The 19,955-nt window shown below is 73.3% G+C and carries 15 protein-coding genes; 7 read left to right on the forward strand and 8 right to left on the reverse strand.

The genetic code is table 11. The features are described from left to right. The first annotated feature begins 648 nt into the window (after positions 1–648). Positions 649–1,404, forward strand: coding sequence for a hypothetical protein (locus AB0L25_RS37985; RefSeq protein ID WP_500178106.1), 756 nt, complete (start codon positions 649–651; stop codon positions 1,402–1,404). Here AB0L25_RS37985 and AB0L25_RS37990 read toward each other — a convergent pair. Together AB0L25_RS37990 and AB0L25_RS37995 are read right to left on the reverse strand one after the other, a co-directional pair. Next, the gene (locus AB0L25_RS37990; RefSeq protein WP_500178107.1) at positions 1,342–2,181 is read right to left on the reverse strand and encodes a putative RNA methyltransferase; all 840 of its coding nucleotides are present in this window, start codon (positions 2,179–2,181) and stop codon (positions 1,342–1,344) included. The genes AB0L25_RS37985 and AB0L25_RS37990 overlap by 63 nt on opposite strands. A 208-nt stretch (positions 2,182–2,389) precedes the next feature. Then, on the reverse strand, positions 2,390–2,743 hold the full coding sequence (locus tag AB0L25_RS37995) for a thioredoxin family protein (RefSeq protein ID WP_500178108.1): 354 nt from the start codon (positions 2,741–2,743) through the stop codon (positions 2,390–2,392). 130 nt (positions 2,744–2,873) lie between these two features. Here AB0L25_RS37995 and AB0L25_RS38000 point away from each other — a divergent pair, with 130 nt between their 5' ends. Together AB0L25_RS38000 and AB0L25_RS38005 are read left to right on the forward strand one after the other, a co-directional pair. Then, positions 2,874–3,884, forward strand: a complete 1,011-nt coding sequence (locus tag AB0L25_RS38000; RefSeq protein WP_500178109.1) for a sigma-70 family RNA polymerase sigma factor — start codon at positions 2,874–2,876, stop codon at positions 3,882–3,884. 145 nt (positions 3,885–4,029) lie between these two features. After that, positions 4,030–5,379: a class II 3-deoxy-7-phosphoheptulonate synthase gene (locus AB0L25_RS38005; protein ID WP_500178111.1), complete on the forward strand. Its 1,350-nt coding sequence runs from the start codon at positions 4,030–4,032 to the stop codon at positions 5,377–5,379. 85 nt (positions 5,380–5,464) lie between these two features. Here the strand turns inward: AB0L25_RS38005 and AB0L25_RS38010 are convergent, their stop codons facing one another. The 3 genes from AB0L25_RS38010 to AB0L25_RS38020 all read right to left on the reverse strand — a co-directional run bounded on the left by AB0L25_RS38010 (position 5,465) and on the right by AB0L25_RS38020 (position 8,736). Further along, on the reverse strand, positions 5,465–5,833 hold the full coding sequence (locus AB0L25_RS38010; RefSeq protein WP_034517645.1) for an ATP-binding protein: 369 nt from the start codon (positions 5,831–5,833) through the stop codon (positions 5,465–5,467). 118 nt (positions 5,834–5,951) lie between these two features. Continuing rightward, positions 5,952–6,281, reverse strand: coding sequence for an STAS domain-containing protein (locus tag AB0L25_RS38015; RefSeq protein ID WP_225961354.1), 330 nt, complete (start codon positions 6,279–6,281; stop codon positions 5,952–5,954). Positions 6,282–6,324: 43 nt separating this feature from the next. Continuing rightward, positions 6,325–8,736, reverse strand: a complete 2,412-nt coding sequence (locus tag AB0L25_RS38020; RefSeq protein ID WP_500178113.1) for a SpoIIE family protein phosphatase — start codon at positions 8,734–8,736, stop codon at positions 6,325–6,327. Between the two features lie 348 nt (positions 8,737–9,084). On the opposite strand from AB0L25_RS38020, the gene AB0L25_RS38025 reads away from it, so the two are divergent. From AB0L25_RS38025 to AB0L25_RS38035, 3 genes are all read left to right on the forward strand, one after another. Further along, complete coding sequence (locus AB0L25_RS38025; protein ID WP_500178114.1) at positions 9,085–13,341, forward strand: HAMP domain-containing protein; 4,257 nt, start codon at positions 9,085–9,087, stop codon at positions 13,339–13,341. Positions 13,342–13,433: 92 nt separating this feature from the next. Further along, positions 13,434–14,135: a response regulator gene (locus AB0L25_RS38030; RefSeq protein ID WP_500178115.1), complete on the forward strand. Its 702-nt coding sequence runs from the start codon at positions 13,434–13,436 to the stop codon at positions 14,133–14,135. Between the two features lie 270 nt (positions 14,136–14,405). Then, positions 14,406–16,511: a prolyl oligopeptidase family serine peptidase gene (locus AB0L25_RS38035; protein ID WP_500178117.1), complete on the forward strand. Its 2,106-nt coding sequence runs from the start codon at positions 14,406–14,408 to the stop codon at positions 16,509–16,511. Positions 16,512–16,523: 12 nt separating this feature from the next. Here the strand turns inward: AB0L25_RS38035 and gltX are convergent, their stop codons facing one another. After that, the gene (gene gltX, locus AB0L25_RS38040; RefSeq protein WP_500178119.1) at positions 16,524–17,924 is read right to left on the reverse strand and encodes a glutamate--tRNA ligase; all 1,401 of its coding nucleotides are present in this window, start codon (positions 17,922–17,924) and stop codon (positions 16,524–16,526) included. A 77-nt stretch (positions 17,925–18,001) separates the two neighbouring features. Next, complete coding sequence (locus AB0L25_RS38045) at positions 18,002–18,580, reverse strand: TIGR03086 family metal-binding protein (RefSeq protein WP_500178121.1); 579 nt, start codon at positions 18,578–18,580, stop codon at positions 18,002–18,004. A 150-nt stretch (positions 18,581–18,730) separates the two neighbouring features. On the opposite strand from AB0L25_RS38045, the gene AB0L25_RS38050 reads away from it, so the two are divergent. After that, positions 18,731–19,366 (forward strand): NUDIX hydrolase, encoded by a 636-nt coding sequence (locus AB0L25_RS38050; RefSeq protein ID WP_500178123.1) that lies wholly within the window; start codon positions 18,731–18,733, stop codon positions 19,364–19,366. A 37-nt stretch (positions 19,367–19,403) separates the two neighbouring features. Here AB0L25_RS38050 and AB0L25_RS38055 read toward each other — a convergent pair whose 3' ends face one another. Further along, positions 19,404–19,907, reverse strand: a complete 504-nt coding sequence (locus AB0L25_RS38055) for an HAD domain-containing protein (protein ID WP_500178125.1) — start codon at positions 19,905–19,907, stop codon at positions 19,404–19,406. Between the last annotated feature and the right edge of the window lie 48 nt (positions 19,908–19,955).

The raw sequence follows: 19,955 nt of genomic DNA on the forward strand, positions 1-19,955 counted from the left end.
GGCCTGCCGGCCGAATCGTTAAAGGCACTGGCTTTTAACACGCTGTTGAGTTCTCAAGAAACGGACACCCACCGCGCTCGGTCCCGCTCTCGCGGACCTTGCTCCGGGGCAACCCTTCTAACTTACCAGACTCGCTTCCGGTGTCAAGCGGACCGATCGAAATCGATTCGTTCGACGGAGGCTTGTCCGTCCCGCGCGGCGATGTTGCGGACACGGAGTCCGTTCGATCGTCTCGTGGGAGTGCCCTGCGGGCCGGCCGCCGTGTCGGCGTCCTGCATCCCGTTCCGGGCGTGTCGTTCCATCGTACAACAGCCCGAGTGTGGCTCGAACCGTTTTTCCGTGACCCGACGTCCCCTGGGGCCGACCGCCTTGCGGCGTTCTGCATCCCCTCGGGCAGGAAGAACATTAGAGCGCCCTTGTCGGACCGTCAAATCGGGCCCTCGCGCCACTCTTCTCGACAATGCTCTCGCCGGTCCGTTTCTTCCCATCATAACCCCAGTTCACAACCTATGTGCGCGAGGTCACGCTTGCGGTACCGTCGCAGGCCCGTGTTCCCGAGCGTCCCGTTCCCCGCGGACCGGACGGTCGGCGGTGCGGGCCCGCGGTCCGGCCCGGCAAGGAACCGGCCGGAGTGAGGAGGAACGCCTCGTGAGTGTGTCCGTCGGAATCCGCGCTTCGGCGGAACGACTGGTGGTCGCGGCGACCATGGGGCCGACGATCCATGACGTGCACGCATGGCGGCTGAAGGTCGTGGCGGGCCTGATCGAGGTCCACGCCGATCGCGGCAGGTTCCGCCCGACGGACGATCCGGGCGGGCGCGCGCTCCATCTCGGCAGCGGCGCGGCCCTGGTGAACCTGCGGCTCGCCGCGGCGCAGCTCGGGCACGCGCCGGTCGTGCGGCTCCTGCCGGACGTCGAGCGCCCGACGCTCCTGGCGACCGTCCGGCTCGTGGGGCGGCATCGCGTGACCCGGGACGAGCGGCTGCTCTACGCGGCGACGCTGCGCCCGTTCACCCCTCCGGTCGCGGGGCGGCGGCCGTCGCCGGCGGTCGTCAACGAACTCGGTGAGGCGGCGCGGCTGGAGGGCGCCGGGCTCCATGTGCTGCCGGCCGGGCCGGGCGACGGGGTCCGGCGGGCGCTGCTGACGACGCGGGGCGACTCCCCCGTGGAGTGGCTGCGGGCGGGCCAGGCGCTCCAGCGGGTGATCCTCGCCGCGACGGTCCGGTCCGTCTCCACGTCCTTCGCGTACGGGCGGCACGGTCTCCCCCACGTCGGGGATCCGATGGAGCCGGGCGAGGTTCCGCAGGTGTCGGTCACGTTCGCGGGGGCCGCTCCCGCGCGGCTATTCGAGCCGGCGGTAGGCGGACAGGACGAAGGAGAGGGGCACGGGCAGCGGATCCGGTAGCGGTTCGAGGCGCTCCCGGAGCGCCTCCTCCGGCACGTGATGCGCGCTCGGTCCCATGCCCACGAGCGTGGTGATCTCCTCGTGGGTGAGGACGGCCTCCGCGTCCAGGCGCTCGCGGCCGTCCGGCTTGAAGTACCCGGCCAGCGCGGCGTCGGTGCGTTCGATCTTGCGTTCGTCGATCGAGATCAGTCCGAGCGACTCGACGAGCGGCCCCAGGTGTCCCGGGGAGGGGGTCACCGCGAACAGCGGCCCGTCGGGACGCAGGACGCGGTGGAACTCGGCGGCGTTGCGGGGGGCGAACACGTTCACGACGACGTCGGCGGCGCCGTCCCGCATCGGCAGCGGGCGCCACAGGTCGGCGACGACGGCGCCGGCGCGCGGATGCGACTTGGCGGCGCGGCGCGCGGCGTGCTTGGAGATGTCGATCGCGAGGCCGACGGCGCCGGGCGTCCGGTCGAGGATGCGGGCCAGGTAGTACCCGGTGCCGGCGCCCGCGTCCAGGACGCAGCCCCGGCCGTCCAGCGTCGCGGCGACCGTCCGGGCGAGCCGGTCGACGATCGGGGCGAAGTGGCCGGCGCCCAGGAACTCGGCGCGCGCGCGGACCATCTCCGGGGTGTCGGCGGTGCCGGGACGGGCGTTGCCCGGGAGCAGGTTCGCGTAGCCCTGCCGTGCGATGTCGAAGGCGTGTCCGGACGGGCAGTGCAGCCGGCCTTCCGCCATCGCGAGGTCCGCTCCGCACACGGGGCACACCAGGTATGGCACGACATCGACGAGCATCCGTCCATCATCGTCCATTCACCGGGCGGAACGGGCGGCGCGGCGGCCTTCTTTGCCATCGTGCCGCCGCGGATTCGATCGAGCGTCCCCGTCCCGTCACCCGCCGGGCGTCGCGCTCGTCACCCGGCGTGTCCCACCGGTGGCGGGTCGCGGGGAACAGCCGGGCGCGGCCGGCCGTTCCGCCCGCACATGGGCGGCTCCGCCCGCGTCAGGACTTCATCCGGGCGCGGACGTCGTCCATGTCCAGCCCGCGGACCTGCTCGATGACGTTCTCGAGGATCGGCTCGGGCAGCGCCCCGGGCTCCGCGAAGACGATCACGCCGTCGCGGATGGCCATCAGCGTGGGGATCGAGGCGATGCGGAAGCGCTCCGACAGTTCGGGCTCGGCCTCGGTGTCGACCTTGCCGAACACGATGTCGTCGTGCTTGCCCGACGACTTCTCGTACACGGGCGCGAACCGGCGGCAGGGGCCGCACCAGGACGCCCAGAAGTCGACCAGCACGATCCCGTCGCCCTGGGCGACCTCGTCGAAGTTGTCCACGGTGAGGTTCACGGTCGCCATGTCGGATTCTCCTCAGTCGGGGTATCAGGTCCGTAGAGCGGCTTACAGCCTCGGAGTATTCCCCGCTGGGAATCACAGAGCGGTAATTAGCGTTGTCCCCATAGGGAGATCGCACCGGAGAAGGGTCAGGATGGCTGCAACCCGTACCAAGGGCGACAGGGTCGACGTCACCGACAAGGACCTTGTCGGGGCGTACCTCGACCGGATCGGCCGAACCCCCCTGCTGGACGCGGAGGAAGAGGTCGATCTGGCGAAGGCGATCGAAGGGGGCCTGTACGCCGAACAGCTCCTCGAGGAGGGGAACGTGCCCGAGGGCGTGTCCCGCGAGGAGCTGGAGGAGTTGACCGCGGCGGGGCTGCGCGCGAAGCAGCGCTTCGTCGAGGCGAACCTGCGGCTCGTGGTCTCGATCGCCCGCAAGTACCCGACCGACTCGTTGCCCCTCATCGACCTCATCCAGGAGGGGAACCTGGGGCTGATGCGGGCGGTGGAGAAGTTCGACTACCGCCGCGGCTTCAAGTTCTCCACGTACGCGACGTGGTGGATCAGGCAGGCGATCGGGCGTGGGCTGAGTCACACGGCCCGCACGATCCGGCTGCCGGTCCATGTGGAGGAGGAGCTTTCCCGGCTGCGGCGCGCCGAGCGGCAGCTCGGCCGCGAGCTGGGCCGCGAACCGACCCGCGAGGAGCTGGCCGGGGCGGTGGGCGCCGACGCCGAGCATGTGGACGAGCTGCTGCGCTGGCGGCGCGACCCGGCGAGCCTCGACGCGACCGTCGACGACGCCGGCGAGACGCCGATGGGCGACCTGCTGGAGGATCCCGACGCCGTCACGCCGGAGGCGGAGATCCTCGCACTGGACGACGTCGAGGGCCTCGCGCGGCTGCTGGACCGGCTCCCGGAGCGGGAGGCCGCGATCCTGCGGGCCCGGTTCGGGATGGACAGCGGGCAGCCCCTGTCGTACGCGCAGATCGGCGCCCGGTACGGCCTGAGCCACAACCGGGTGCGGCAGATCACCGACCGGTCGCTGCGGCGCCTGCGGCAGCTGGCGAACGAGACGGACCTGAGCGGCCGGCGGGCGCTGGCGGGCGCGCCGGCCGCGGCGAACGGTCCCGTCCGGGCCGGCGCCGGCAGCCGCGCCGCGTGAGCGGCGGCCGCGGCCCGCACCACGGTCCGAACACGTCACCGGGCGGTCCCGAAGGGGCCGCCCGGTTCGCTTTCCGGGCCGCACGGCGCCGTCCGTCCGGGGGCGGATGGCCCCGCCGTGCCGGACCGTGCCATAGCCTTTTCACGTGAGTACTTCCACGCCCTCTGGGGATCTGGACGCCTGGCGCTCCCTCCCCGCCCTCCAGCAGCCCGAATGGGACGATCCGGACGAGCTCCGGGCGGTCGCGGCCGAGCTCGCCGCACAGCCGCCGCTCGTCTTCGCCGGCGAGTGCGACCAGCTCAAGGACCGGCTCGCGGACGTGGCGCGCGGCGAGGCGTTCGTCCTGCAGGGCGGCGACTGCGCCGAGACGTTCGAGGGATCGAACGCCGACGCCGTGAAGAACAAGCTGAAGACCCTGCTGCAGATGGCGGTCGTGCTCACCTACGCCGCCAGCGTCCCGGTCGTGAAGATCGGGCGGATGGCGGGGCAGTTCGCCAAGCCCCGGTCCAAGCCGGTGGAGGTGCGGGACGGCGTGGAGCTGCCCGCGTACCGGGGCGACGCCGTCAACGGGTTCGCGTTCGACGCCGAGTCGCGCCGCAACGACCCGCAGCGGCTGCTGAAGGCGTACCACTGCTCCGCGGTGACGCTGAACCTGTGCCGCGCGTTCACCAAGGGCGGGTACGCCGACCTGCGGCAGGTGCACACCTGGAACCGCGACTTCGTCCAGCAGAGCCCGGCCGGGCGCAGCTACGAGCAGCTCGCGGGCGAGATCGACCGGGCGCTGACGTTCATGAAGGCGTGCGGGGCGAACCCGGACGAGTTCCACGGCGTGGAGTTTTACTCCAGCCACGAGGCGCTGCTGCTGGAGTACGAGCGGGCGCTGACCCGGATCGACAGCCTGAGCGGCCGCCCGTACGACGTGTCGGCGCACTTCCTGTGGATCGGGGAGCGCACCCGGCAGCTGGACGGCGCGCACGTGGAGTTCCTCCGGCACATCAGCAACCCGATCGGTGTCAAGCTGGGGCCGACGACGACGGCCGACGACGCGCTCGCGCTGATCGACCGGCTGAACCCGGACGGGGAGCCGGGGCGGCTCACGTTCGTCACCCGCATGGGCGCGGGCAAGATCCGGGACGCGCTGCCGCCGCTGATCGAGAAGGTGCACCAGAGCGGCGCCCCGGTGGCGTGGGTGTGCGACCCGATGCACGGGAACACGTTCGAGGCGCCGAGCGGGCACAAGACGCGCCGGCTGGACGACGTCCTGGACGAGGTCGCGGGCTTCTTCGAGGTGCACCGGGCGCTCGGCACGCACCCGGGCGGCATCCACATCGAGTTCACCGGCGACGACGTGACCGAGTGCGTCGGCGGCGGGCACGGGCTGGTGGAGGACGATCTGCACCAGCGTTACGAGACGGCCTGCGACCCGCGGCTGAACCGCGGGCAGTCGCTCGACCTGGCGTTCATGGTCGCGGAGCTGTACCGCAAGTCCGTCTGAGCCTCGTGCGGCGCGCGCGCCCGGCCGTCCCTCCGCGGGATCGCCGGGCGCCGTCGTTTCGGGCGTCCGGCGTCGCGGGCGTCCGTCAGATGCTGACCTCGGCCCAGACGACCTTGCCGCCGGTGACCGGGTCGGCTCCCCAGGACGTGGCGAAGCGGTCGACGATGAACAGGCCGCGGTGCGACTCGTCCAGGGGGCCGGGGACGGTGAGGCGGGGCAGCTGGGCGGCGCGGTCGCGGACCTCGACGCGGACGCGGCCGGCGCCGCGCAGCAGCCGCAGCTCCAGCGCCGTCCCGGCGTGCCGGACGGCGTTGGCGACCAGTTCGGCCACGATGGCGGTGACGAGCTCCTCGCGTTCCATGAGGGCCCAGGTGCGCATGGTGCGCGCGGCGAGGCGGCGCGCGTACTCGACCGCCTCGGTCTGCGGCGCCGCGCGCAGCGTGGTCTCGGTCATCGGGTCGGTCACTCCGCCCGCTCGCCGTTCTGCATCGGGTCCCGCTCCGTCATGTCCCGAACTCCCGTGTGCCGGTCCTCGGTGTGCCGGTCGCCGGTGCGCCGTCGCGGCGCACCGGTCACCGTCCGCCGTCGGACGCCGTCTCCTCCGCCGCGTCCTCCATGAGGAAGCGGTCCAGGCCGGTCGTGCGCAGGACGTTCTCTACCCGTCCGTAAGCGCCGGTGACGGTGAGCGTGGCGTTCTGCGCCCGCGCGTGCTTGTACGCGCGGACGAGGACGTTCAAGCCCGATGAGTCGCAGAAGTCGACCGCGGCGAGATCGACCACGACGGCCCGCTCGCCCGCGTCGACGAGCTCGGTCAGCCGTGAGCGCAGCTCATCGGAGGAGTTCAGGTCGATGGAACCGCGCGCGGTGATCGTCGCGCGGCCGTCCTGTCGTGTCGTGTGCAAGGCAAGCCCCACGCCACCCCACCTTACCGATCGTTGGTCTCCATCATGACGCCCGCAGAACTATCAGGGCAACGTCGTCGTTCGACGGCTCGGGGCCGAAGTCGCGCACCGCTCGCTGGATGCGGGCGGCGACGGCCCCCGCGCTGAGCCCGGTGCAGCCGGCCAGCAGCCGCTCGAGCCCGTTGCCGTCCCCGAGCAGCCGGCCGCCGGAACGTCGCTCGGTGACGCCGTCGGTCACGCACAGCAGCACCTCCCCCCGGCGGAGTTCGACCGTATCGGTATGGAAGTCGACGTCGTCGAACACCCCCAGCAGCGGCTGGGACGAGGCGGCCTCGCGCACGGCGCCGTCCGGGTCGAGGATCAGCGGCGGCGGGTGCCCCGCGCTGGTCAGCCGGATGGTCACGCCGTCGCGGGCGCGGCGGGCGGTGATCTCGCCGTGCAGCAGGGTGAGCAGCCGCCCGCGCTCGCCCTCGCCGAGGATGAGCCGGTTGAGCCGGCCGAGCACGCCGGGGACGGACATGTCCTCGGCGGCGAGGATCCGCAGCGCGTGCCGGGCCAGCCCGGTGACGGCGGCGGCCTCCGGGCCGGTGCCGCACACGTCGCCGATCGCGAACCGCCAGCGGCCGGGCGCGACGTCCTCGAGCGCGGGCGCGGCGCCGCCGGGGCCGCTCTCGAAGACGTCGTAGAAGTCGCCGCCGACCTCGCTGCCCTCCCCCGCGGGCTCGTACACCACGGCGACCTCGAGGCCGGGGATCTCGGGGATCGCGGGCGGCAGCAGGCTGCGCTGCAGGGCGCTGCTCATGGCGGTCTGGGCGGAGAACAGGCGCGCGTTGTCGACGGCGAGCGCGGCGCGGCGGCTGAGCTCCTCGGCCAGTTCGATGGCGCTGCGGGCGAAGCGGTCGCCGGCGGGGCGGCCGATGAGGATGGTGCCGATGCGCCGCCCGCGCGCGATCAGCGGGAACGCGTAGACCTGGTCGGCGGCGGTGTCGCCGGCGGCGGCGCGGACGTCCGCGGGCGCGTCGGCGAAGCCGTGCCAGGGCCCGGGGACGTCCATGGCGGGGGCGGGCCCGGCCTCGTCGAGCAGGGCGCGCAGGCCGTCGGCGCGGTTCTCGTCGGCGTGCCAGACGTAGGCGAGCCGGGCCGGTTCGGCCTCGGCGACGGTGTAGACGGCGCACCAGGTGGCGAGCCGCGGCACGACGAGCTGCGCGACGAGCGCCATCGTGCGTTCCTGGTCGAGGGTGCCGGCGAGCAGGTCGCTGGCCTCGGCGACGAAGCTGAGCCAGCCGCGCCAGGACCGTTCCAGCTCGCCGACCCGGGCCTTCTCCAGGGACAGCGACAGCTCCTCGGCGAGCCGTCCGGTCCGGGCCCCGTCGTTCTCGGTGAAGCGGTCCGCGGCGGTGGAGACGGCGACGAGAAGGCCGGTGAGGCGGCCCTGGGACTCCAGCGGCGCTGCCGTGACCGCCTGGGCCCGCAGGGCGACGGCGATCGGGTCGGCGGCGTCCGCGGCGACCCAGTGGGATCCGGCGCGGACGGCGGGGGCGAGCCCGGCGACCGACAGTTCGCCGAGGGGCATCTCGGCGGCGGTGCCGCTGGACGCGCCCATGATGAGCCGGCCGTCGCGCTCGGTGAGCAGGATGGCCGCGCCCTCGGCGCCGAGCATCTCGCGGACGGCGGCGACGCCGTCCTGCATGGACTCGACGGCGGCCGGGGAGCGGAGCAGCCGGGCGCCGTCGGCGGGGACCTCGCCGACGCCCTCGCCGGCGACGCGCGCGTCCGCGGCCACCGCGGCGTCGGCCGCCGCATCGGCCTGGCGGGGGTGCGCGGCGCGTTCGCGCAGGCGGCGCTCGCGCAGGGCGGCGGCGCCGTTCGGCGACGCCGCTGCCCGGTCGGCGGTGCCCAGGTCGGTCGTGCCCCGGTCGGCGGTCGTCAGGTCGACGGGGGCGTCGGCGGGACGGGCGGCGGCCGCGTCGGCCGGCTCGGCGCCGGTGCCAGCCGCGCCCTCGGCGTCGGCGTCGGCGGTCTCGGGGCCCCGGGCGTCCTCGTGCGCGGGCTCGCGGCCGTCCTCGGGCCGCGCCTCGGCGCCGGGACGCGGCAGCCGGAACCACACGCCCTTGGTGCGGCGGTCGTAGGAGACGCCCCACGAGTCGGCGAGCGTGGCGATGGACGGGAGGCCGCGCCCGCTGGACGCGGTGACGCCGGGCATCTCGATGCCGCGGGTGGGGTGCCGGTCGCGGACCTCGATCTCGACGTCGGCGCCCTCGAGCCGGCAGGTGACCTCGAAGGACGTCCCCGCGTAGGCGATCGCGTTGGTGGCGAGCTCGCTGGTCGCCAGGATCGCGTCGTCGGAGATCTCGTCCATGCCCCAGTCGGCGAGCACCTTCCGGACGAAGCGGCGTGCGTCCGCGACCGCCGCCGCGGCGGACGGGAAGGTGGCCGACGCCGTCTGCCGATCCAACTGTCGTCCCTCGTTCGATGCGTCCACTGCCCCGGTCTGGCTATCGTGACAGACTGGTAGGCCGCCCGGCCAGGAGAGCCGCGCGCCGGGGCCGCACCGCACCTCCGAGTCTGGGGGCGCCGAGCCCCCGCCACGACACGACAGACCGTAACACGAAGACTACGTGCACGGATGCGCGGCCGTTACCGTCCGTTGACCGGCAGAGTGTGATTCGGGCCTCCGGGCCGTCCGGCAACGTAGAGTACAGATGCGGCCGGGAGGCCGCCGAAAGCGGCCGGGAGACAAGGCCCGGAAAAGGAGCCAGTGGCATCCGGTATCCCACGAACGCGGGCCAGGAGGATGAATAGCATGCCGCGTACCGCGTCTCGCGCCCGCTCCGGCGGGTCGCGCGACACAACGCCGCGTTACAGCGACGCCGACCTCGCCCCCCTGCTGAAGGCGCTGGTCGCCGTACGCGACGGGAAGGCCAAGGCCGAGCTGGATCTGCCCGGTGAGGGCGCCGTGGCGGTGGCCGGGGCACTGCTGGAGGAGATCCGGCAGAACGGCGAGGAGCTGACCGCGGGGCTGACCCGCGTCCGCCGGGAGATCGGCCGGGAGGGCCGGCTGGGCGGACGGCTGGCCACGGGCACGCTGAAGGGTTCGTGGGCCGGGGCGGTGGACGACGCCAACGCGATCATCGCCAAGCTGACGGACCTGTCCGTCGGCATGCACCAGGTGGTGGAGGCCGTCGCCGCGGGGGACCTGAGCCGGCGCGTCGAGCTGCGGGTCGCCGGCCGGCCGATGCGCGGCGAGCTGCTGCGCATGGCGCGGTCGGTGAACGGCATGGTGGAGCTGCTCGACCAGTTCACCTGGGAGGTCACGCAGTTCGCCCGGGAGGTCGGCACCGAGGGACGCCTCGGCGGCCAGGCGCCGTCGCGGGGCATGACCGGCCGGTGGCGGGACGTCACGGCGGCGGTGAACGCGATGGCGGGGCGGCTCACGGCGCAGGTCCGCGACATCGCCGAGGTCACCACGGCCGTCGCGAAGGGCGACCTGACCCGCAAGGTCACGGTGGAGGCGACGGGCGAGCTGCAGGAGCTCAAGCTCACCGTGAACACGATGGTGGACCAGCTGTCGCGGTTCGCCGACGAGGTGACCCGGGTCGCCCGGGAGGTCGGCACCGAGGGGCAGCTGGGCGGCCAGGCGCGGGTGCAGGGCGTCAGCGGGGTCTGGAAGAACCTCACCGACAACGTCAACGCGATGGCGAACAACCTGACGTACCAGGTCCGCAACATCGCGCAGGTCACGACGGCCGTCGCCGAGGGCGACCTCGGCAAGAAGATCACCGTCGACGCGCAGGGCGAGATCCTGCAGCTGAAGCTGACGGTGAACCAGATGGTGGACACGCTGTCGGCGTTCGCCTCCGAGGTCACCCGCGTCGCCCGCGAGGTCGGCACCGAGGGACGCCTCGGCGGCCAGGCGCGGATGCCGGGCGTGAGCGGCGTCTGGAAGGACCTGACGAACAACGTCAACGGCATGGCGTCGAACCTGACGTTCCAGGTCCGCAACATCGCGCAGGTCACCACGGCGGTCGCGCAGGGCGACCTCGGCAAGAAGATCACGGTCGACGCGCAGGGCGAGATCCTCGAGCTGAAGGACACCGTCAACACGATGGTCGACACCCTCTCGGCGTTCGCCGACGAGGTGACCCGCGTGGCGCGCGAGGTCGGCACCGAGGGACGCCTCGGCGGCCAGGCGCGGGTCCCGGGCGTCAGCGGGGTCTGGAAGGACCTCACCGACAACGTCAACGGCATGGCGAACAACCTCACCATGCAGGTCCGCGGGATCGCGAAGGTGACGACGGCGGTGGCGCAGGGCGACCTGACGCGCCGCATCGAGGTCGACGCCCAGGGCGAGATCCTGCAGCTGAAGGACACGCTGAACACGATGGTCGACACGCTGTCGGCCTTCGCCGACGAGGTCAGCCGCGTGGCGCGGGAGGTCGGCACCGAGGGGCGGCTGGGCGGCCAGGCGATCGTGCCGGGCGCCGGCGGCATGTGGAAGGACCTCACCGACAACGTCAACGGCATGGCGTCCAACCTGACCTACCAGGTCCGCAACATCGCGCAGGTCGCGACGGCCGTCGCGCACGGCGACCTGACGCGGCGCATCGACGTCAACGCGCAGGGCGAGATCCTCGAGCTGAAGACGACGCTGAACACGATGGTCGACACGCTGTCGTCGTTCGCGTCCGAGGTCACCCGGGTGGCGCGCGAGGTCGGCAGCGAGGGACGTCTCGGCGGGCAGGCCGAGGTCGAGGGCGTCTCGGGCACCTGGAAGCGGCTGACCGAGAGCGTCAACGAGCTGGCCCGCAACCTGACGACGCAGGTCCGGGCGATCGGCGAGGTCGCGAGCGCGGTCGCCGAGGGCGACCTGACCCGCACCATCACCGTGGAGGCGCGCGGCGAGGTCGCGGAGCTGAGCGACAACGTCAACCTGATGGTCGCGACGCTGCGGGAGACGACGCGCGCCAACGACCAGCAGGACTGGCTGAAGTCGAACCTGGCGCGGATCGGCGGGATGATGCAGGGCCACCGCGACCTGCAGCAGGTCGCGAACCTGATCATCCGGGAGCTGACGCCGACGGCGAGTGCGCAGTACGGCGCGTTCTACCTCGCGGAGCCGTCCGGCGAGGAGACCGAGCTGGTGCTGATCGCCGGGTACGGGACGCGGCGGCGCACGCAGAAGGGCACCCTCCGGTTCGCGTTCGGGGAGGGCCTGGTCGGGCAGGCCGCGCAGGAGCGGCGGCCGCTGCTGATCTCCGAGGCGCCCGCCGACTACGTCAAGATCGGTTCCGGGCTGGGCGAGGCGTCGCCGGTCAACATCATCGTGCTGCCGATCGTGTTCGAGGGAACGGTCCTCGGCGCGATCGAGCTGGCGTCGTTCGGCCGGTTCACCGACGTCCACCTGGCGTTCTTCAGCCAGCTGATCGAGACGATCGGGGTGACGCTGAACACGATCAGCGCCAACACCCGCACCGAGGCGCTGCTGGCCGAGTCGCAGCGGCTGGCCGGGGAGCTGCAGGAGCGGTCGGACGAGCTGCAGCGGCAGCAGGCGGAGCTGCGGCACTCCAACACCGAGCTGGAGGAGAAGGCGGCGCTGCTGGCGCAGCAGAACCGCGCGATCGAGATCCAGAACTACCAGATCGAGCAGGCGCGGCGGACGCTCGAGGAGCGCGCCGAGCAGCTGGCGATCTCGTCGCGGTACAAGTCGGAGTTTCTGGCGAACATGTCGCACGAGCTGCGCACGCCGCTGAACAGCCTGCTGGTGCTGGCCAAGCTGCTGTCGGAGAACCAGGGCGGGAACCTGACCGACAAGCAGGTGGAGTTCGCGCAGACGATCTACGACTCGGGCACGGACCTGCTGACGCTGATTAACGACATCCTGGACCTGGCGAAGGTCGAGGCCGGGAAGATGGAGCTGCACCCGCAGCGGCTGTCGGTGCCGGCGCTCGTCGACTACGTGGACGCCACGTTCCGTCCGCTGTCGCAGGACAAGGGCCTGCAGTTCGGCGTGGAGGTGACCCCGGACGTCCCGGGGACGTTGTTCACCGACGAGCAGCGGCTGCAGCAGGTCCTGCGGAACCTGCTGTCGAACGCGGTGAAGTTCACCGCCGAGGGCGAGGTCCGGTTGCTGATCGAGCGCGCCGGGGACATCGACTTCACGCTGCCCGCGCTGTGGAACACCCCGGACGTGATCGCGTTCCGCGTGATCGACACCGGGATCGGGGTGAGCGCCGACAAGCTGCAGGTGATCTTCGAGGCGTTCCAGCAGGCCGACGGGACGACCAGCCGCCGCTACGGCGGCACCGGCCTCGGCCTGTCGATCAGCCGGAACATCGCGCGGCTGCTCGGCGGGGAGATCCACGCCGAGAGCAAGCCCGGGCACGGCAGCGTGTTCACGCTGTACCTGCCGGCGCAGTACAGCGAGTCCGACGGGCGCCGCCGGGCGCCGCAGGACGGCGCGGTGGCCGAGCCGGACGTCCCGGCGATCGCCCCGGCCGAGAACGCGGCGGAGGCCGCGGAGGGCGCCGCGCCCGCCGCGCAGGCCGCGCCCGCGGCGCCCGAGGGCGGCCGGCGGGGCGAGCGGCGCCCGGTGCGCGGGCGGCGCCGCGCGGAGCCCGACCAGGCCGTCGACGGCATGCCGGAGGAGCCGCCCGCGGACTTCCTGGACACCGTCCTGTCGGGCCGCAAGGTGCTGATCGTCGACGACGACGTCCGGAACGTGTTCGCGCTCACCAGCGTGCTGGAGGGCTACGGGATGGACGTCCTGTACGCCGAGGACGGGCAGGCGGGCATCGACCTCCTGCACCGCAACCCCGACGTGGCGCTGGTGCTGATGGACGTGATGATGCCGGGCCTGGACGGCTACGCCACCACGTCCGCCATCCGGAAGATGCCGCAGTTCGCGGAGTTGCCGATCATCGTGATCACGGCGAAGGTGATGAAGGGCGACCGGGAGAAGAGCCTCGAGGCGGGCGCGTCGGACTATGTGCCGAAGCCCGTCGACGTGGACCATCTCCTCGACGTGATGAGGAACTGGCTGCAGCCCTCCGTCGTCCGCTGAGGAGTGCTGCGCCGCGGGCAGTAGGGTCTGCCGTGGGTGGACGTGTGCGGTCGCGGGCCAGGACGGCGGGCCGACGGATCGGAGGGACGCGCGTGGACGACAAGGCGAAGATCCTGCTCGTGGACGACCGCGAGGAGAACCTCATCGCGCTGGAGGCCATCCTCAGCTCCCTCGATCAGGACCTGGTCCGCGCCAGGTCGGGCGAGGAGGCGCTCAAGGCGCTGCTCACCGACGAGTACGCGGTCATCCTGCTGGACGTCGTCATGCCGGGCATGGACGGGTTCGAGACGGCGCGCGACATCAAGCGGCGCAAGAAGACCCGCGACCTGCCGATCATCTTCCTCACGGCGGTCAACAGCGACCCCGACTACGCGTTCCGCGGGTACGCGGCGGGCGCGGTCGACTTCATCTCCAAGCCGTTCGACCCGTGGGTGCTGCGCGCCAAGGTGTCGGTGTTCGTCGAGCTGCACAACAAGAACAAGCAGCTCCGCGACCAGACGACCCTGCTGCGGGAGCAGTCCGCGCTGCTGCGGGAGCAGTCGACGCTGCTGGAGGCGCGGCCGGCGGAGGAGTCGGGCCCGGCGGCGCGGCGGGCGCTCGCCGGGCGGCTCGACGAGCTGCTGAAGGCCGTCGAGGAGCAGGCGGAGCTGCTCGGCAAGCGGGTGCCGCCCGCGCTGCGCGACGAGATGGACGAGCTGGAGCGCCGCCTGTCCGGCCTGCGCGCGGCCCTCGCGGTCGACGAGTCCCCGGTGGAGGGCGCGTCCGCCGCGGACGTTCCCGCCGAGGAGTCCTGAGCGCGTTTCTCATCGCAGTCTCATCGGAACCGCTTTTGTGCTCCCCGGGGAGCTGGTATACCTGTGTGCGTCCAAATCGCTACGCAGCGTTACTGGAGGTAGACATGAACGAGCTTCCCGGCCTGCCCATCGGCCTGCTGTCCGACGAGGTCATCGTCCTGGAGGGCTGGCGCCAGGAGCTGATGGAGGGCGACCAGAACTGAGCCGGCACCAGGCGTGTCCGAGGGCTTCCCGCACCGGCGGGGAGCCCTCGGCCATGAGGGGGCGAGAATGAGCACGGCGATGGAGTGGCCGACGGCGCGCCGGGACGCGGTCGTGGACCTTCTGCACGGGAACGAGGTGCCGGATCCGTACCGGTGGCTGGAGGACGCCGACGATCCGGACTGCGCCGCGTGGCTGGACGGGCAGGCGGAGGCGTTCGCGCGGCACGCCGGCGGCTGGCCCGACCGCGACGGGTGGCGGGCGCTGCTGGCGGCGGCGGCCGGTGCGGGCGGCGCGGCCGTCCCGGCGGTCTCGCCCCCGGTGTGGCGGCGCGGCCGCCGGTTCTTCCTGCGGCGCACGCCGGAGATGCAGCTGCCCGTGCTGATGACGGCCGGGCCGGACGAGCCGCCGCGCGTGCTGCTCGATCCGCTCGCCCTGGACGCGTCCGGGGCGACGACGCTCGGGTCCTGGCGTCCGTCGCCCGGCGGCGGGCTGCTGGCCTACCAGGTGACGCGGCACGGGGACGAGCGGCCGCTGCTGTGGGTCCTCGACGTGGCCGGCGGCGGTCTCGTGGACGGGCCGCTGGAGCCGGGCCGTGCGACTCCGGTGGCCTGGCTGCGCGGCGGCGCGGCGTTCTGCTACGTCGACACGCCGGGGCCCGGCCTCGAGGCGGGGCGGCGGCTGCGGCTGCACCGCGTCGGCGCCGACCCCGCCGACGACCCCGTGCTGTTCGCCACCGCCCTTCCCCAGCTGACCGTCACGATCGGGCCGGACGGGCGCCGGATCATGCTGAGCGCCGCGCCCGGCGCCACGTCCGGGAACCTGCTGTGGCTCGCCGACGCGCCGGACGAACGCGCGCGGGGGCTGGAGCCCGTGCTCGTCCACGACGGCACCGCCGACGGCACGCGCGCGGTGCTGAAGTTCGCGCCGGACGGCGGGATCGTCACCGTGACCGACCGGGGCGCGCCGTTCGGGCGGCTCTGCGCCGTCGACCCCGCCGATCCGCGCGCCGACCGATGGCGCACCGTCGTCGCGGAGGAGCCGGGCCGCGTCCTCGCCGACTACGCGGCGCTCACCGACCCGGCCACGGGCGAACCGCGCCTGCTGACCCTCCGCACCCGGCACGGGACGAGCGAGCTGCGCCTGCACGCGGCCGACGGGACGGTCCTGCGGGACCTCCCGGTGCCGGGGCACGGCACCGTCACGCGGCTGACCGCGCCGCCCGGCGGCGGCCCCCGCGCCTGGTTCGTCTACACCGACTACACCACCCCGCCCGCCGTGCACCGCGTCGACGTCCGCGACGGGTCGTGCGTCGCCGAGGACGCGCCGGACGGCGCGCGGGGGCCCGTGCGCGCGCGTCCGGACGTCCGGCGGATCACCTACCGCTCGGCCGACGGCACGCCGGTGCGGATGCACGTGATCGCGCCGTCCGCGGGGAGCGGGCCGCGCCCCCTCATCCTGAGCGCCTACGGCGGGTTCGGCGCGTCCACCCCGCCCGCGTACTCGCCCGCGATCGCCGCGTGGGTCGACGCGGGCGGCGCGTACGCGGTCGCGAGCGTGCGCGGCGGCGGCGAGGAGGGCACGGCGTGGCACGCGGCGGGCCGCGGCGTCAACAAGCCCAACGCCGTCGACGACTTCACCGCCGCCGCCCGCGCGCTGATCGACGGCGGGCACACCGCGCCCGGCCGGCTCGCGATCCGGGGCTCCTCGCACAGCGGGTTCCTGGTCGCCGCCGCGCTCGTCCGGAACCCGGAGCTGTACGCGGCGGCGGTGATCTCGGACGCGGTCACCGACATGATCCGGTACCCCCGGTTCGGGATCGGGCGGCTGTGGACCGAGGAGTTCGGCACCCCCGACGATCCCGAGCAGTTCGCCGTGCTGCTCGGCTACTCCCCCTACCACCGCGTCCGGGCGGGGACCGGCTACCCACCGGTGCTGCTCACGTGCCCGCGGACCGACCCGCGGGTCGACTCGATGCACACCCGCAAGATGACCGCGGCGCTGCAGCACGCGACATCGTCGTCCGGTCCGGTGCTGCTGCGCTGCGAGGCCGACGTGGGGCACGGCGGGCGTTCGCTGTCGCGCTGGCTCGGCCTGCAGACCGACGTTCTCGCGTTCTGCGCGGCCCACACCGGCCTGCGGCTCCCCCGTGACGGGGAGGCCGCGGGCCGGTGAGGGCCGGCCGGGTCAGGCCCCGGCGGCGAGTTTGGCGCGCGCGGCGGCGATGCGGGCCAGGGTGCGGTCGCGGCCGAGGATCTCCAGCGACTCGAACAGCGGCAGGCCGACGGTGCGGCCGGTGACCGCGACGCGGACGGGCGCCTGGGTCTTGCCCAGCTTGAGCCCGTGCTCCTGGCCGACCCGCTCCAGCCGGTCCTTGAGCTCGTCGGCGCGCCACGGCGCGTCCAGGTAGGCCCGCTCGGCCGCCGCGAGGATCTCGGCGGCGGGCTCCTTCATGGCCTTGGCCCAGGACTTCTCGTCGACCGGCGGCTCGTCCAGGAACGCGAAGTCGATCATCTCGACGATCTCCGACAGCAGCGCGATCCGGGTCTGCGCGAGCGGCGCGAGCTCGGCGAAGACGGACACGTCCACGTCGAACGGCGCCTCCTGCAGGAACGGCAGGCACTCGGCGATGAACTTCTCGACCGGCAGCGCGCGGATGTACTCGCCGTTGAACGCGCGCAGCTTCTTCTCGTCGAAGAACGCCGGGGAGGTGTTGACGTCGTCGATGCGGAACTCGTCGACGATCACGTCCCACGGGACGATCTCGCGGTCGCCGGACGGGGCCCAGCCGAGCAGCATCAGGTAGTTGCGCATCGCGTCGGCGAGGTACCCCTCGGCGCGGTAGTCCTCCAGGGCGACCTTGTCGCGCCGCTTGGACAGCTTCTGCCGCTTCTCGTTGACGATGACGGGGACGTGCGCCCACACGGGCGGCTCCCCGCCGAGCGCCTCCCAGAGCAGCTGCTGCTTGGGCGCGTTGGACAGGTGCTCCTCGCCGCGCACGACGTGCGTGATGCCCTGGCTCATGTCGTCGACGGCGTTGGCCAGCAGGAACGTGACCGAGCCGTCGGCGCGGGCGATGACGAAGTCCTCCAGGACGGCGTTCTCGAAGACGGGCTTGCCGCGCAGCAGGTCGACGACGACGGTCTGGCCCTCGTCGGGGGTGCGGAAGCGCAGCGCGCGGCCCGGGCCCGGCTCCAGGCCGCGGTCGCGGCAGAACCCGTCGTAGCCCTTGTGCTGGTCGCCGGTGCGGGCGATGACGGCCTCGCGGGTGCAGTCGCAGTAGTAGGCGCGTCCCGCGTCCCGGAGCGTGTGAGCGGCCTCGGCGTGCTTGTCGGCGTTCGCCGACTGGAAGTACGGGCCCTCGTACTGCTCGCCGTCCATGCCGAGCCAGGCGAGGGCGCGGATGATGCCCTCGGTCCACTCGGGGCTGTTGCGCGACGCGTCGGTGTCCTCGATCCGCAGGACGAGCGTGCCGCCGGACTGCGCGGCCATCACCCAGTTGAACAGCGCGGAGCGGGCGCCGCCCACGTGGAACATGCCCGTCGGCGACGGCGCGAATCGAACCCGGATCGAAGACGTTGAAGACATGTCACCAGCGTAGAGCGCGCGGGCACCGGATCGCGCCCCGATTACCCGCCGCTCGGCCAAAACGGCGTCAGGGCCGTTCAGGGCCGCCAGTTCGGGTCGCGGCCGGCGAGCCCGACGAGCCGGTCGAGCAGCGGCGCCGACTCGGGGACGGGCACCTCGGGGCCGAACGCCCCGTACTCGCGGCCGACCTCGGCGGTCGGGACGAGCTGCTCCCACGCGTCCTGCACGACCTCGGGCGGGAACCCGGGGTCGCGTCCGGTGGCGACGGCGAGGTCCCAGCCGTGCACGACGAACTCGCCGTACAGGATCCCGCCGATGAACGGGGCGGGCATGCCCTCCTTGTTGCCGGTCAGGCTGGTGGTGCCCTCCCAGGCGGCGGGGTCGCGCCACGCCTCGGCCGTCCGCCGCGCCTGCTCCTCGAACCGCTCGGCCCAGCGCGGCTCGGCCGTGAAGTCGTGGTCCTCCCCCGGCCCGGTCGTCGGCTCCTTGCGGGCGGCGGTCTCGCCCCGGGACGTCCACAGGATCAGGTGGTTGACCAGGTCGCGCACGTTCCACTCGGGGTCGGGCGTGCGGTCGTCCAGCCGGGCCTCCGGTATCTCCAGGACGATCCGCGCCGCGGCCTCGGCGGCGGGAAGCATCCGGTGACGAAGGTCCATGATCCCTCCTTCGCTCATCTGTTCGAATCGACGCGGCCACCTTACGCGGGGGCCCGCTCCGCCGTCTTGGAGAAACGCGACACGGCCGGGCGGCCCCGCTGCGCCCACCCCTACCCGGCGGGGCGCCGGGCATCCTGGCAGGATCGGCCCATGGCCCCTCCCGCGTCCCCCCTCGACGACCTCGCGGCGTTCCGCGAGGTCGCGGCCGAACGGCTGGCCGCGTTCGCCCACACGACCGTCCCCGACGCCCCGGGCATGCGCCGCGCGGGGGTCGTGCTGTGCGTGCTGGAGCACGACGGCGTGCCCTCGATGATCCTGATCAAGCGCGCCGACCGCGGCCGCAACGCCGGGCAGTGGGGGCTGCCCGGCGGGCGGATGGAGGACGGCGAGACGCCCGAGCGCGCGGCGCTGCGCGAGCTGCGCGAGGAGGTCGGGCTGGCGGCGGGCGCCGCCGACGTCCTCGGCCGGCTCGACGACTTCCCGGCCGCGTCCGGGTTCGCGATCACCCCGATCGTGGTGGTGCTGGACGATCCCGGCCCGCTCGTCCCCGATCCGCGCGAGGTCCGGTCGGTGCACCACACGAGCCTGCGCCGGCTCGCGGACGACGACACGCCGCGGTGGGTGCCGCAGCCGGACGGCGGGAGCATGCTGCAGATGTGGCTGGCCCCCGACTGGCGGGTCCACGCGCCGACCGGCGCGCTGCTGTGGCAGTTCCGCGAGGTGGTGCTGCTGGGCCGGCGGGCGCGGGTCGCCGACTTCGCCCAGCCCGACTGGACGCGCCACTGAGCCGGGCCACCGGACGGGCCCGGGGCGCGCCGCGCGGTCAGCGGGTCAGCGCGCGGAGCCAGTCGCCGGCCGCCCGCAGGTGCTCGTCGGTGAGCCCGACCATCGGGTCGATCTCGACGAGGAGGTGCTCGGCGACGTCGGGGGCGGCGGCGATCCGCTCGGTCGCGTCCGGCTCGTCCTCGAACCAGACGAACGGGCGGCCCTCGGCCCAGGCGGCGACGTGCCGCGCCTTCCACGCGCCGAGCGAGACGCCCTCGTCCACGCCGGGGAACTGCGGGATGGGGACGTACGGGAGCGCCACGGGCAGCCCGATCCGCGGGGCGATCCACATGTTGGCGTTGTCGCACCAGTAGCTCGCCCAGGCCAGCTCGGCGCCGGTCGACTCGGCCAGTTCGAGCAGCGCCGGCCCGTGCCGCGCGTTGAGCCACAGCTCGTAGGTGATGCCGTTCGGCGAGCACCGGTGCCGCTTGAAACGACGGCTCGGCCTCTGGAAAGGATTCAGCACCCCGTCGACGTCCAGGAGAATCACCGGCGACCCCATACCTGGACGGTAAGCGATCGGGGCGCGGATGAGGAGGTAATTTTCCGG

The sequence above is a fragment of the Spirillospora sp. NPDC052242 genome, from assembly GCF_040679555.1.
Lineage (GTDB): Bacteria > Actinomycetota > Actinomycetes > Streptosporangiales > Streptosporangiaceae > Spirillospora.